A 13737-nucleotide genomic window follows, 5' to 3' on the forward strand; every position below is an offset into this window, starting at 1 on the left:
CGCTCTGCCTTCATGCAGAGCCCTGCGCATTGAGGATTGGTGGAGGATGACGGGATCGAACCGACGACCCCCTGCTTGCAAAGCAGGTGCTCTCCCAGCTGAGCTAATCCCCCAGTCCCACAGATATTCCAGAGGCCCCAGCCCTTCAGCTCACCAGACAAGACACTGGTGGGTCTGGATGGATTCGAACCATCGACCCCCGCCTTATCAAGACGGTGCTCTAACCGGCTGAGCTACAGACCCCTGAGCCTGTCTGCGTTTCTTTCATCACCACAGCCGATAAGCGTGAGCACTTGACGCGAGCAATGCATAGCTCTGGAAAGGAGGTGATCCAGCCGCACCTTCCGATACGGCTACCTTGTTACGACTTCACCCCAGTCATGAATCCTACCGTGGTGACCGTCCTCCTTGCGGTTAGACTAGCCACTTCTGGTAAAACCCACTCCCATGGTGTGACGGGCGGTGTGTACAAGACCCGGGAACGTATTCACCGCGGCATGCTGATCCGCGATTACTAGCGATTCCAGCTTCACGCACTCGAGTTGCAGAGTGCGATCCGGACTACGATCGGTTTTCCGGGATTGGCTCCACCTCGCGGCTTGGCAACCCTCTGTTCCGACCATTGTATGACGTGTGAAGCCCTACCCATAAGGGCCATGAGGACTTGACGTCATCCCCACCTTCCTCCGGTTTGTCACCGGCAGTCTCCCTGGAGTGCTCTTGCGTAGCAACTAGGGACAAGGGTTGCGCTCGTTGCGGGACTTAACCCAACATCTCACGACACGAGCTGACGACAGCCATGCAGCACCTGTGTTATGGCTCCCTTTCGGGCACCCCCGGCTCTCGCCAGGATTCCATACATGTCAAGGGTAGGTAAGGTTTTTCGCGTTGCATCGAATTAATCCACATCATCCACCGCTTGTGCGGGTCCCCGTCAATTCCTTTGAGTTTTAATCTTGCGACCGTACTCCCCAGGCGGTCAACTTCACGCGTTAGCTTCGTTACCAAGCCAATGAAGGCCCGACAACCAGTTGACATCGTTTAGGGCGTGGACTACCAGGGTATCTAATCCTGTTTGCTCCCCACGCTTTCGTGCATGAGCGTCAGTATTGGCCCAGGGGGCTGCCTTCGCCATCGGTGTTCCTCCACATCTCTACGCATTTCACTGCTACACGTGGAATTCCACCCCCCTCTGCCATACTCCAGCGCTGCAGTCACCAATGCAGTTCCCAGGTTAAGCCCGGGGATTTCACATCGGTCTTACAGCACCGCCTGCGCACGCTTTACGCCCAGTAATTCCGATTAACGCTCGCACCCTACGTATTACCGCGGCTGCTGGCACGTAGTTAGCCGGTGCTTATTCTTCCGGTACCGTCATCCCCCAGGGGTATTAGCCCCGGAACTTTCTTTCCGGACAAAAGTGCTTTACAACCCGAAGGCCTTCTTCACACACGCGGCATTGCTGGATCAGGGTTGCCCCCATTGTCCAAAATTCCCCACTGCTGCCTCCCGTAGGAGTCTGGGCCGTGTCTCAGTCCCAGTGTGGCTGGTCGTCCTCTCAGACCAGCTACAGATCGTCGGCTTGGTAGGCCTTTACCCCACCAACTACCTAATCTGCCATCGGCCGCCCCTTGAGCGCGAGGTCCCGAAAGATCCCCCGCTTTCCTCCTCAGAGCGTATGCGGTATTAATCCGGCTTTCGCCGGGCTATCCCCCACTCCAGGACACGTTCCGATGTATTACTCACCCGTTCGCCACTCGCCACCAGACCGAAGTCCGTGCTGCCGTCCGACTTGCATGTGTAAGGCATGCCGCCAGCGTTCAATCTGAGCCAGGATCAAACTCTTCAGTTCAAACCTGTTACTGTTTTCGGTCCATCTCTGAACCGGTCGCTCACTCAACGTACTGACGATGATCAATCCGTCTTCCGACAGATCAACCTTCCTCTGTTACTGTGTGAGGCTTCCTGATACTGTTGCCTGACAGCAGGTTCCGCAGAACCCGCCGTCGCACTGCGCATCAAGCGCCCACACTTATCGGCTGTTAGTTTTTAAAGATCGTTCCGCCCAACCCGCAGCACCTGCACCACAACCACCGGCACCGCTTCGTTTGCGTCGCTGCATCTGCAGCAGAGAAGCGAGATTATGGAGAGCGGTCCATGTCCCGTCAATACCCTTCTCACCTTTTATTTTAAAAAGTTGAAGAGCTTAAAAATTGAGCAACCTCGCGCGAGATTCCAATTGCTTAGACATCCGAGTTAATTTGCCCGCTCGTCGCGCGAAAGGGATGAGAAGAGTGGCGTTGCGAAAAGTCGCTCAGCAGCTTTTCCACAGAAAATGTTCGCAAGCCTGTGGATAACCACTCCACAACCGCGCCAAGTACTTGACGCAAAACCGTTCTCGCGCGTTGCGCGCGAAGCGCGGCCGCGCTTCGCGCTCCCATTCAGACCGACTTCATCGTCACACGCGCATTCGTGCGCATAAAAGCGCTGCGCTCGACCATCGCGCCGAACAGCAACCCGATCGTCGTCCACGTGATCACCTGCATGCCGATCGCCGCGACGCGGAACTTCCACAGCAGCACAGCCGGGAACGCGGCCGGCACTTCATTGAGGACCGGCATCGACAGTTGTACGGCCGCGATGATCACGACGAACAGGAGCCCCGCGACGATCGAACCGTTCCACGCGCCCAGCTTCGCCGCCGCGCGACGCCTCACCTTCAGCGAAAACACCATCGTCGCGAGCGAAATCGCGATCATCAGAAAGAACAGGCCCGTGCGCGTGCCAATCGTCTCCGGATCACCCACCGACGGCGGATTGGCCGGATACTTAAGATTCGGCACGATCACGAGCGCAATGAACGCACCGAGCGCGAGCCACGCGGACAGAGCGCGCACGCTCAAGGTGCCCGCCCGTCCATACGAATAAGCAAACACCAGCGAGAACAGACCGCCGAATGCCGCGCCATAAGTGACGACACCAGTCAGCAGGCCGAGACCTGCCTGCGTCTCACGGCTCACGATTTCGGGCTCGGCCGCCTCGCCGCGCGCGGCGGCCGCTTTTGCTTCGAATGAAATGGCCTGATCGACCTGCGGTTCGCCGACGATTCGCGCGAACGCGAACGTGAGCAAGCCCGCGACGATGCCCGCGAGCATTCCGCGCACCAACAATTTACCTACCATGTCGAGCTCCGTTAGTGGCAGGGAAAGCCGAGCAGATGGCGGCCGTCGTGCACGAACTCATGCACGTACATGCCGGGCACGAGCGACGTCGCACCCTCTTCCGCACCAACGAAGTAAAGCGCAAGCAACAGCAGCAAACCGCCGAACACTACCCACGGTAATAGTTCGCGCAAAGGAATGGGAGTGGGCTCGGCCGCCGGTTGCGCGGCGGCATTGAAGACAGCTTCGGTCATGATGAACATCTCCTGGGGGTGACGCGCCCCGAAAGTCGATTGCAGAGGAATGGTGCGAAGCTCAGGTCTGGCTTTCGGCTGTTGTGGATTGCAATGCCGATTACAGTGGCGCGACCGCGCCGGGCTCTCACCGGCTTCCGTGCTTCGCAGCGCCACTATTCTACGCGCTAAACTGCGGCTTTCGCGACGGCGAGGGCTACCGGGCAACGCGCGCTGCGAGCCGATGAAGCCACGCAGGCAAGTGCGAATGCGTCGCAAAGGCAACGAATGGATACGCGACTACTACTGGTGAGCCATGCGGCAACGGCCGCGCAGCGCGCGGGCCGCTTCCCCGCCGACGATCCGCTCGACGCGCGCGGCCGCGCCGAAGCCGAAGCGGCGCGCGCACGCCTCGCGCTTCCGGCCGACGCTGCCATGTTCACCAGCCCTGCGTCCTGCGCGCGCGATACCGCCGTGGCGCTCGGTCTGAGCGCCACGGCGGCCGACGCATTGGCGGATATCGACTACGGCAAATGGCGCGGCCAGCGTCTCGCGGACATTGCCGACGAAACGCCCTGCGAGCTCGCCGCGTGGACACGCGAAGCCGACGCCGCGCCGCCCGGCGGCGAATCATTCGGTCAACTCGTGCGACGGATTGGAGAATGGCTCGACGCGCAGCAAGCGGACGTGCGTTCATACAATGCCGTCAACGAAGCAGGCTTCGCTGCCTCGGCGCACCATCGAACGATTGTCGCAATCACACACATGCCGCTCCTGCGCGCGGCAATTGTGCACGCCCTCGGCGCATCGCCAGCCGTGTTCTATCGCATCGAGATCGCGCCGCTGTCGATCGTTGAGTTACGCCACTCGCGACGCGGCCGGACCTGGTGGCCGACCGCCACCACCTGAGCGGAACCGCCGCTTACCTGCCCGACACCACGAGCCGCAACCTATTGGACCCCGCTGGCGTCAGCGTGATCTCGGTGCGCTGATTCTTCGCGCCCAGATAAAAGTGCTGACGTCCCGGCGAATTCTGATCGTGCGTCGCGTCGGGCAGACACGACGCGATGTCGGCCGCGACCGCTTCCAGTGCGTCCGCGTCCGAGCCCACCGCCTGATGCGGCGTCCACGTGCACTGGAAACTGCGATGCGCGCCTGAACATTGAGCGTCGTCGCCATAGGGTTGCGCGACGCCTTTGCCGTCGTCGGGCGTGAGCGAGGCGAAGCCATCCGGCGCCGCGGCCACGATTCGTTTGAGCGCCGCGCAAGGTCTGGGGCTATCGTCGGCGGATGCGCTGACCGACAGCAGCGCAACGAGCGATGCCACGATGAACGCGGTAGCGGAGAGTCGACAGGTTTTCATGTTGTGCGTGAAGCTTTCAAAGTGCTGCCTGAAAAAGGCTGGCAGCGAGCCTCGCATCCAGCACGCATGCTTCATGCCGATGCGCATAAAGCCGCGAACCACACCCGCCGCCCCTACCCCGCCCGCTTATCGTCGGGCGTCGAAGGAATCGACGACATCCTGGGCGGCGGTCTCACGAGCCACGCACAGGTAAAACCACCCTCGCGTTGCAACTCTTACTCAAAGGCCTCGACGACGGGCAGACCGGGCTCTTCATTACACACGCTGTAGCGCCACTTCTCGTCGCGCGAGTGCAACGCGTATGGCATCGCGATGCAGGCGGGCGGCGCCGCGCGCATCTTCAGCGAAGAAGGCATCGGCGCTCACGGTGCAGATCTGCCTGGTCGCGTGAATCAAGTATTTCCAATTGAATAGCTTGCTAACGAATATTTTGGAAATACAATACCGGCCATGTCGAATCTCGATGCGCTGCGCCGCACTGTCAGCAGCACGCTGGTCGTCGCCGCCCGAAAGTGGCGGCGCACGAGTCATGGCGTGCTCGCGGCCTTCAACGTCTCCGAAGCGTGCGCGACGCCGCTTCTGACCGCCAGCCGGCTCGGCTCGGCGGTGCGTCAGGTCACGCTCGCCGATCACGTCGGCATCGAGGGGCCATCGCTCGTGCGGCTGCTCGACCAGTTGTGCGTGGCCGGCCTGATGCGCCGCGACGAAGATCCCGAAGATCGTCGCGCCAAAACTGTCGTACTGACCGACGAAGGCCGCGCCGTCACAGCGAAGATGGAAGAGGAACTGGTCACGCTGCGTGCGCGGGCGCTCAAAGGCGTATCGCGCGACGATCTCGAAGCCGCCCTGCGCGTGCTTCACGCATTCACGACCGATGCCGCCGGACGCGCCGAACCGGGAAGCGTCGAGCGCGACGCGCGGCACAAACGCGCGCGGCCCGTGCGCCCGGAATCGGTCAGGCACGAGGAGACGAAGCGCACCTCGTCGGCGAAGCGCGAGCCCGCCAAAAGCGAGACGCTTGCGAGCAATGGCAAACGGACGAGCGGCAAAAGCGCTGCTAAAACGGCCAGTAAATCGCGCGGCACCGTCAAGGTGCGCAAGTCCACCAAACGCGGCGCGCGAGCCACCGCGCCGCACAACGCCGATTCCGCATAACGGCTCATGGTCTATCCCACTCTCCGCGACTGGCTGTTCTCCGTCAAGACTTTCGCCGCGGCCATGCTCGCGCTCTACATCGGCCTCGCGTTCGAACTGCCGCGGCCGTATTGGGCGATGGCCACCGTCTACATCGTGTCGAACCCGTTCGTCGGCGCAACCCGCTCGAAGGCGATCTATCGTGCGCTGGGTACCGCGCTCGGCGCGTCGGGCGCGGTGCTGCTGGTGCCGCCGTTCGTCGAATCGCCGTACCTGTTCAGCATGGTCGTCGCGGCGTGGACCGGCACGATGCTCTACCTCGCGGTGTCGGACCGCACCGCGCGCAGCTACGTGTTCATGCTGGCGGCCTATACGATGCCGATCATCGCGCTGCCGTCGGTGACGAATCCGACCGGCGTCTTCGATCTCGCCGTGAGCCGGACCGAGGAGATCATTCTCGGCATCGTGTGCGCGAGTATCGTCGGCAGCGCGGTGTTTCCGAGTCGGCTCGCGCCGACGATCATCGAGCGCACCGACGAATGGTTTCGCGATGCCGCGTTCTACGCGACCGAAACGCTGTCGGGCCGGATCGCGAGCTCGGCGATTTCCGGCGCGCGGCAACGGCTCGCGAGCACGATAAACGGTCTCGAGTTGCTGCTGAGCCAGCTCGCCTACGATCACACGCGCCCCGACGTGCTCGCGCGCGCGCATGAGCTGCGCGGCCGCATGCAGTTGCTGCTGCCGATCATGTCGTCGCTGGCCGATCCGCTGCTCGCGCTCTACAACAACGGCCCGCAACACTGGCCCGAAGGACTTCAGACGCTGATCGACGACGTCATCAGGTGGTTCAACCAACCGCTGCCCGCGCCGAGCGAGGGTTATCACGCGGACGAGACCGCCAACGCGCTGCGCGCGCGCATCGCCGCGATGCACCCGCCCGCCGCCGCGCTCACGCATTGGGACGGCGCGCTGCTGTCGAATGCACTGTGGCGCCTGGGGCAAGTGATCGACGTGTGGCAAGACTGCCGCTCGCTGCGCATCATCATCACGCGCGAGGAAGGTTCGTGGCGGCCGCATTTCCGTCACTGGCGACTCGGCGGCACCGAGCGCTTCTACGATCGCGGCATGATGCTGTTCGCGACCGTGTCGGCGGCCGCGGCTGTGGTGCTCGCGTGCGCGCTGTGGATCGGCTCGGGCTGGAACGACGGCGCGAGCGCGGTCACGCTCGCGGCGGTCGCTTGCTGCTTCTTCGCCGCGCTCGACGAACCCGCGCCGTTCGTGTTCCGCTTCTTCCTCGCGACTGGCGTCGCCGTCGTGGCCGCGGGTCTCTATCTGTTCGTCGTGCTGCCGCAGGTGCACGACTTCCCGATGCTGGTGATCCTGTTCGCCGCGCCGTTCATTCTGGTCGGCACGCTGATTCCGCGCCCGCAGTTCAACATGGTGACGGTGCTGGTCGCGGTGAACACGGCCACCTTCATCAGCATTCAGGACGCGTACGACGCGAACTTCCTGACGTTCCTGAACGCCAACCTCGCGGGCCTCTCCGGCCTGCTCTATGCATACTTGTGGACCCGTGCAACGCGCCCATTCGGCGCCGAGCTGGCCGCGGCGCGCCTGTTGCGCTCGAGTTGGGCCGACGTCGCGCTGACCGCGTCGACGCGGCCGATCGAAGATCCGCGCAATCTCGCTGCACGCATGCTCGACCGGCTGATGCAATTGATCCCGCGCCTCGCGGCCACCGACGATTACCGCCATCCGTCGATCGAGAGCTTCCGCGATCTGCGCATCGGGTTCAACGCGCTGGACCTGCGCCGCCTCACACGCAAGCTCGGCGGCGAAGCGGCCGGCGCGATCGACCATGTTCTCGATGGAGTGCGTGCATACTACGAGAGCTGCATCGATCGACGCCACCGCGAGCCGGTGCCGGACAGCCTGTTGTCGTTGATCGACGTGGCCGTCGCGCGCGTCACCGCGCAGGGGCTCGCCAATGCCGCGGCGCCGACCGAGACCTCGCAGACCTCGGCCCGTCAGTTGCGCGATGCGCTGCACGCGCTGGTCGGCTTGCGTCTTTCGCTGTTTCCGGCGACCCTCACGAAACCAACGCCGACCGAACCGGAGGCCGCCGCGTGATGCACCCATTCTTGCGCCCCTGCTTGCACCCGCCTGCCCACCCCGCCCCCCCCTTTCCCAGTTCCCGCGATGATCGGTGAAATCGATATCTTCGGCGTGTTCGTACCGTCCGTGCTGGTCCTGATGTTGATTGCGTATCTGATCAACCTCGGCATTCGCACCGCGCTCGATTACACCGGCTTTTACCGCTTCGTCTGGCATCGCTCCATCTTCGATCTCGGCGTCTATGTGCTGGTGCTGGGCCTTGTCGTCGTCGTTTCGCACAGACTAATAACGTGAAAAAAACCTGGTTCTCCGTCGGTCAGATCCTGCTGACCCTGATCGTCGTAGTGATCGCAGCATTCGTGCTGTGGAAACTCGTCAACTACTACATGTTCGCGCCGTGGACCCGCGACGGGCGCGTACGCGCCGACGTGATCCAGGTCGCGCCCGACGTGTCGGGACTGATTTCGTCGGTCGAGGTCATGGACAACCAGCAGGTCAAGCAGGGCCAGGTGCTGTTCAGGATCGATCAGGCGCGCTACACGCTCGCATTGCGTCAGGCCGAGGCAACGGCGCAGCAGCGCCGCGCGACGCTCGATCAGGCCCGCCGCGAATACGCGCGCAATCGTCAGCTCGGCAACCTCGTCGCCGCCGAAGTACTCGAAGAAAGCCGCTCGCGCGTCGACGCGGGCGAAGCCGCGCTCGTCGACGCGAACGTCGCGATCGACACCGCGAAGCTGAACCTCGAGCGCTCGACGATCAAAAGCCCGGTCGACGGCTATCTGAACGACCGCGCGCCGCGCGCCGGCGAATTCGTCGCGGCCGGCCGCGCGGTAGTCGCGGTGGTCGACATGCATTCGTTCCGCGTCGACGGCTACTTCGAGGAAACCAAGCTGCGCGGCATCGACATCGGCCAGCCGGTCGACATCATCGTGATGGGCGAGCCCAAGCCGCTGCGCGGCCACGTGCAGAGCATCGTCGCCGGTATCGAAGACCGCGACCGCACGCAAAGCGCCAATCTGCTGCCGAACGTGAACCCGGCGTTCAGCTGGGTGCGGCTCGCGCAGCGCATTCCGGTGCGGGTCGCGCTCGATGAAGTGCCCGCTGATTTCCGCCTGATCGCGGGGCGTACCGCGACGGTGTCGGTGCGTGACCTGTCGCCGGTCAGGAGACGAGCCGTGTCGGGCACGGGTGGCGCATCTGGCACGGTCGCGGCTTCGGCTGCGCCGGTGGCACCCGGTTCGTCGGTGGCGTCCGGACCCGCGCGCCCGGCCGCGGCAACAACCACCGCACCATCGGGCGCGTCGCAATGAAGCTTGTGCGTACCTTGTCCTCGCTGGCGCCGCGCTTGCCGCTGCTGCCACTGTTGCCGTTATTGCCGATCACCGTCGTCGCGCTGAACGGCTGCATCAACGTCGGGCCGAACTACACGCTGCCGAAGCAGGCGCTCGTCAATGCGCCACTCGCGAACGGAGCAATCGAGGGCGCCGATCCCAGGCTGACGTCGACCCTCAACACGCCGACCGTCTGGTGGAAGCTGTACGACGATCCAGTGCTGAACGGTCTGGTCGACCAGGCGTTGAAATCGAATACCGACCTGCGCATCGCGGCCGCGAATCTCGCGCGCTCGCGCGAGGTGCTGGGCATAGCGCAAGCGCAGGGCGGTTTTTCGGGCAACGCGTCGGTGGCGATCCAGCGCGCGCAGGAATCGGCCGAACAATTCCTGCTCTTCGAGAAACTGCCGGTCGCCAACCTGGGTGACATGGGCATCAACGTTTCGTACGAAATCGACCTGTTCGGCAAGCTGCGCCGCGGCGTCGAAGCGGCGGCGGCGGACACCGAGGCCGTGGAAGCCGCGGGCGACCTCGCACGCATCACTGTCGTCGCGGACGTGGTGCGCTCGTACGTCGAACAATGCTCGGCGGCCGAGGAGTTGCGCATCGCGCAGCAATCGCTCGCGCTACAGAAGGAGCGCGTGGACGTGTCGCGCCGTCTGCGCGACGCGGGACGCGGAAATCAGACCGCGGTCACGAGCGGCCAGACTCAGGTCGAGACTCTGACGGCCGACATTCCGCGCTACACCGCGCGCCGCAAGATCGCACAATACCGGCTCGCGATGCTGCTCGCCCAGGCGCCGTCCCAATTGCCGCCGGCCGTGCTCGCCTGTGACCGGCTGCCGCAAACCCACCAGCCGATTCCGATCGGCGATGGCGCCACGCTGCTGCGGCGCCGCCCGGACGTACACGAAGCCGAGCGTCAGCTCGCGGCATCGACGGCGCGCATCGGCGTCGCGACCGGGGCGCTTTATCCGAGCATCAGCATCGGCGCGTCGGCGGGGTTCACCGGCATTCTCGAAGACATTCCCACCTCGCCGACGGCGCGGTGGGCCTTTGGTCCGCTAATCAGCTGGACCTTCCCGACCAATGGGGCGCGCCAACGCGTCCACGAAGCCGAAGCGTCGAGCCAGGTCGCGCTCGCGAAGTTCGACGGCGTGGTGCTGACCGCGCTGCGCGAAACCGAGACCAGCCTCGCGACCTACGCGTCCGACTACGCGCGCGCCGAATCGCTGCGCGCGGCGCTGAAATCGGCGGCGCAATCGGCGGATGAAACGCATCGGCTGTATCGCGCCGGGCGTGAGTCGTTCATCTCCGATCTCGACGCGACGCGCACGCTGACGGCCGCGAAGTCGCAGCTTGCGGCGGCGGAGGGCCAGGTGGCGGTCGATCAGGTCAATCTGTTCCTGTCGCTTGGCGGCGGGTGGGAGATCGGCGGGCAGAGCACGCCGGGCGAAACGCCGCCGCAGTTGAAGGCAACACCTGTCGCCGCCAGGCCGACGGCGAGGTCCGGAGGGTCGGCGGCGTCGACTGTGAAAGCGCCCTGAACGGCATGCCTGGGAGAGTGACTCAGCGCTTCCGGGCCTGCGCCGCCGCCTGATGTATCGCCGCCCGCACCCGCGGGTACGTGCCGCAACGGCATACCACCGGCGTCATTGCCTCGTCGATGTCGGCATCGGTCGGATCAGGCTTGCGCTTGAGCAACGCGCAAGCCGCCATCAATTGCGCGCTCTGGCAATAACCGCACTGCACCACATCGAGTTCGATCCACGCGGCCTTCAGCGCCTGCGCCTCGCGTCCCTGCAAACCCTCGATCGTCGTGATCTTCTGCGTGTGCAGGCTCGACATCGGCGTCTGGCACGCGAAGCATGCGGCATCATCGAGATTGATCGTGCACGCGCCGCAGATGCCCACGCCGCAGCCGAACTTCGTGCCGGTCATGCCGAGATCGCAGCGCAGTACCCATAGCAGCGGCATGTCCGGATCGGCATCGATCTTCACCTTCCGTCCGTTGATGTTCAGTATTGCCACGCTCGTCTCCTGAGTCGCCGCGCCGTCCGTCATGCAAGCCGCAACGGCAGCGTGCGCAAACGCTGCCCCGTCAACGCGAACACCGCATTGCCCACCGCCGGCGCGACCGGCGGCACGCCCGGTTCGCCGACACCTTGCGGATGCAGCTGACTCGGCATGATGTCGACTTCGATCGCCGGGCACGCGTTCATCCGCACGACCGGAAAGTCCACGAAGTTCTTCTGCCGCACCTGACCGTTGACGATCGTAATCTCGTTCTGCAGGGCGCTCGACAGCCCAAACACGATGCCGCCCTCCATCTGCTGACGGATCAGGTTCGGATTCACCGGCAAGCCGCAATCGATCACGCACACCACGCGATGCACGCGAATCTGCCGGTTCGCCCCGATCGACACCTCCGCGACCTGCGCGACGACGCTGCCGAACGCCTCGTGCAACGCGACGCCACGCGCGCAGCGCGCGCCATCGGCGGCGGGTTTGAGCGGACGTCCCCACTCCGAGATTGCCTCGACACGCTTGAGGACCGCCAGATGACGAGGATGCTGCGCGAGCAGCATCGCGCGAAACGCGATCGGGTCCTGGCCGGCTGCCGCCGCGGCTTCATCGGTGAAGCTCTCGGTGAAGAAGGCCTGATGCGAGTGGCCGACCGAGCGCCAGAAGCCGACCGGCACCGGCAAGTCGACGATCTTGTGCGACACGCGCGCGGCCGGCCACTCGTACGGCTGATCGAACGCGCCTTCGCAGGTGGTCTTGTCGATGGGGATGTGCGGCACGCCGTAGTAACGCGCGAGCGCATCTGGCACGATCGCCTGGCCCGCCGACTTCGCATGCCACGCCACCAGCTTGCCGTGCTCGTCGAAGCCGGCCTGAAGCCATGCCGCACACGCAGGCCGGTAGAAGTCGTGCGTGAAGTCCTGCGCGCGCGACCAGATGGTTTGCACCGGACGGCCATCGGCTTCGCGCGCGATCGCCGCGGCCTGCGCGATGAAATCGAGTTCGAGGCGCCGCCCGAACGCGCCGCCCAGCAACTGCGTCTGCACATCGACGAGATCGGCGTCGATGCCGAGCGCTTTCGCCGCATGCTGTCGCGCGAGTGCCGGCATTTGCGTCGACACCCACACGGTCGCCGCGCCGTCCGCGACCTGCACCGTGCAGTTCAGCGGCTCGACCGCGCCATGCGCGAGGTACGGCGCGTGATACACCGCTTCGATCCTGCGCGCCGCGCGAGTCATCGCGTTGTCGACGTTGCCGATGTGGAAATACACATGACCGTCGCTATCGTCGAGCGCGGCGACGAGGCGGCGCTCCACCTCCGCGCTCGACACCTTCGCGGCCGCGCCGTCATGCCAGCTCACGTCGATCGCCTCGACCGCGGTCATCGCGCGAAACGCGTTGTCCGCGATCACGGCCACGCCGCCGGTGCCGCCCGCATACGGCGGCACGGCGAGCGCCTTGACGAAGCCCGGCATCTTTTGCGCAGGCGTCGCGTCGAAATGCGCGACCGTACCGCCGAGCGTCGGGCACATCACGACGCTCGCATAGAGCAGACCGTTGGGCAGCACGTCGATCCCAAAGCGCGCCGCGCCATCGATTTTCGACGCGGCTTCAATACGCCGCATGGGCTGGCCGATCAGCTTGAAGTGGGCGGCCTGCTTCAGGACGACGCTGCGCGGCAGCGGTTGGCGCGCAGCCATCGACGACAACTCACCGAACGTCGCCTTGTGCCCCGAGGGGTGCAGCACGTAGCCCTTTTCCGCACGGCATTCGCGGACCGGCACATCCCAGCGCCCGGCCGCCGCCCCGATCAGCATCACGCGCGCCGACGCGCCGGCCTCGCGCATCGGCGTCCACAGATCGTTCATGCTCGATGAGCCGCCTGTCATCATCGTGCCGATCTCACGCACCGCCTTGCTCGTGATCCATATGGTGGCGCGCCGGACGTAGCTGTCGTCGTCGGGGCGAAACGGCAGTTCGTCGACGATGCCCTGCACCGCGTTGTAGATCCGGTCGATCGGCGCCTCTTCGACCTGCACTTGCGACCAGTCGGCGTCGAGCTCCTCGGCGAGCACCATCGCGAGCCCGGTATGGATGCCCTGCCCCATCTCGGCCTTGGGCATCATGATCGTCACGCGGTTGTCGGCGTCGATTTTGATCCAGCCGTTTAGCGCGACCTGCGAGCCTTGCGTCGGCAGCGGTGTCGACGTCACCAAGCGCTGTCGCGGCGGCAACACGGCCCAGCCGACGAGCAGCCCGCCCAACGCAGTAGCGCCGCCCAGCAGGAAAGTTCTGCGCGTCAACATGGCATGGCTCGCTCGGCTGGCTCGATGACAGGAAAGTGGCGACAGCGCCGATGCACCCGTCTTTGTCTG

Annotated in this window: 12 protein-coding genes, 2 tRNA genes, 1 rRNA gene and 1 pseudogene; 7 read left to right on the plus strand and 9 right to left on the minus strand. The window is 64.5% G+C overall.

The annotated features are described in order from the left end of the window. Positions 1 to 37 precede the first annotated feature (37 nt). The 5 genes from OKW43_RS04975 to OKW43_RS04995 all read right to left on the minus strand — a co-directional run bounded on the left by OKW43_RS04975 (position 38) and on the right by OKW43_RS04995 (position 3415). Positions 38 to 113 (minus strand) — tRNA-Ala (locus OKW43_RS04975). Positions 114 to 166: 53 nt separating this feature from the next. Beyond that, positions 167 to 243 (minus strand) — tRNA-Ile (locus OKW43_RS04980). Positions 244 to 319: 76 nt separating this feature from the next. Further along, a 16S ribosomal RNA gene (locus OKW43_RS04985) occupies positions 320 to 1852 on the minus strand. A gap of 589 nt (positions 1853 to 2441) precedes the next feature. Continuing rightward, positions 2442 to 3182 (minus strand): CbtA family protein, encoded by a 741-nt coding sequence (locus OKW43_RS04990; RefSeq protein WP_187639557.1) that lies wholly within the window; start codon positions 3180 to 3182, stop codon positions 2442 to 2444. Between the two features lie 11 nt (positions 3183 to 3193). After that, positions 3194 to 3415: a CbtB domain-containing protein gene (locus OKW43_RS04995; protein WP_187639556.1), complete on the minus strand. Its 222-nt coding sequence runs from the start codon at positions 3413 to 3415 to the stop codon at positions 3194 to 3196. A 267-nt stretch (positions 3416 to 3682) separates the two neighbouring features. Here OKW43_RS04995 and OKW43_RS05000 point away from each other — a divergent pair, with 267 nt between their 5' ends. Further along, positions 3683 to 4303: a histidine phosphatase family protein gene (locus OKW43_RS05000; protein WP_429445617.1), complete on the plus strand. Its 621-nt coding sequence runs from the start codon at positions 3683 to 3685 to the stop codon at positions 4301 to 4303. Positions 4304 to 4316: 13 nt separating this feature from the next. Here the strand turns inward: OKW43_RS05000 and OKW43_RS05005 are convergent, their stop codons facing one another. Then, positions 4317 to 4757, minus strand: a complete 441-nt coding sequence (locus OKW43_RS05005; protein WP_187639558.1) for a hypothetical protein — start codon at positions 4755 to 4757, stop codon at positions 4317 to 4319. Positions 4758 to 4823: 66 nt separating this feature from the next. Here OKW43_RS05005 and OKW43_RS05010 point away from each other — a divergent pair. After that, a pseudogene (locus tag OKW43_RS05010) lies at positions 4824 to 5017 on the plus strand (hypothetical protein); the annotation flags it as partial. Here the strand turns inward: OKW43_RS05010 and OKW43_RS05015 are convergent. Beyond that, positions 4973 to 5113 carry a hypothetical protein gene (locus tag OKW43_RS05015; protein ID WP_187639554.1) on the minus strand — a complete coding sequence of 47 codons (141 nt, stop codon included), beginning with the start codon at positions 5111 to 5113 and terminating at the stop codon, positions 4973 to 4975. The pseudogene OKW43_RS05010 and the gene OKW43_RS05015 sit on opposite strands and share 45 nt — an antisense overlap. Positions 5114 to 5207: 94 nt before the next feature. Between OKW43_RS05015 and OKW43_RS05020 the strand changes: the two genes are divergently transcribed. From OKW43_RS05020 to OKW43_RS05040, 5 genes are all read left to right on the plus strand, one after another. After that, entirely contained in the window at positions 5208 to 5912 is a 705-nt protein-coding gene (locus OKW43_RS05020; RefSeq protein WP_429445619.1) for a MarR family winged helix-turn-helix transcriptional regulator, read from the plus strand. 6 nt (positions 5913 to 5918) lie between these two features. Continuing rightward, complete coding sequence (locus OKW43_RS05025) at positions 5919 to 8021, plus strand: FUSC family protein (protein WP_429445621.1); 2103 nt, start codon at positions 5919 to 5921, stop codon at positions 8019 to 8021. A 69-nt stretch (positions 8022 to 8090) separates the two neighbouring features. After that, complete coding sequence (locus tag OKW43_RS05030; protein WP_090808477.1) at positions 8091 to 8300, plus strand: DUF1656 domain-containing protein; 210 nt, start codon at positions 8091 to 8093, stop codon at positions 8298 to 8300. Beyond that, positions 8297 to 9316: an efflux RND transporter periplasmic adaptor subunit gene (locus tag OKW43_RS05035; RefSeq protein ID WP_429445623.1), complete on the plus strand. Its 1020-nt coding sequence runs from the start codon at positions 8297 to 8299 to the stop codon at positions 9314 to 9316. The genes OKW43_RS05030 and OKW43_RS05035 overlap by 4 nt, the downstream gene beginning before the upstream one ends. Next, the gene (locus OKW43_RS05040; RefSeq protein WP_429445625.1) at positions 9313 to 10884 is read left to right on the plus strand and encodes an efflux transporter outer membrane subunit; all 1572 of its coding nucleotides are present in this window, start codon (positions 9313 to 9315) and stop codon (positions 10882 to 10884) included. Before OKW43_RS05035 ends, OKW43_RS05040 begins: the two co-directional genes overlap by 4 nt. Positions 10885 to 10906: 22 nt before the next feature. Here the strand turns inward: OKW43_RS05040 and OKW43_RS05045 are convergent, their stop codons facing one another. Together OKW43_RS05045 and OKW43_RS05050 are read right to left on the minus strand one after the other, a co-directional pair. Next, a complete protein-coding gene (locus OKW43_RS05045) occupies positions 10907 to 11368 on the minus strand; it encodes a (2Fe-2S)-binding protein (RefSeq protein WP_187637767.1) in 462 nt (153 codons plus the stop codon). 29 nt (positions 11369 to 11397) lie between these two features. Next, positions 11398 to 13668, minus strand: coding sequence for a molybdopterin cofactor-binding domain-containing protein (locus OKW43_RS05050; RefSeq protein WP_429445627.1), 2271 nt, complete (start codon positions 13666 to 13668; stop codon positions 11398 to 11400). Between the last annotated feature and the right edge of the window lie 69 nt (positions 13669 to 13737).

This window comes from Paraburkholderia sp. WC7.3g, from assembly GCF_050436345.1.
GTDB lineage: Bacteria > Pseudomonadota > Gammaproteobacteria > Burkholderiales > Burkholderiaceae > Paraburkholderia > Paraburkholderia podalyriae.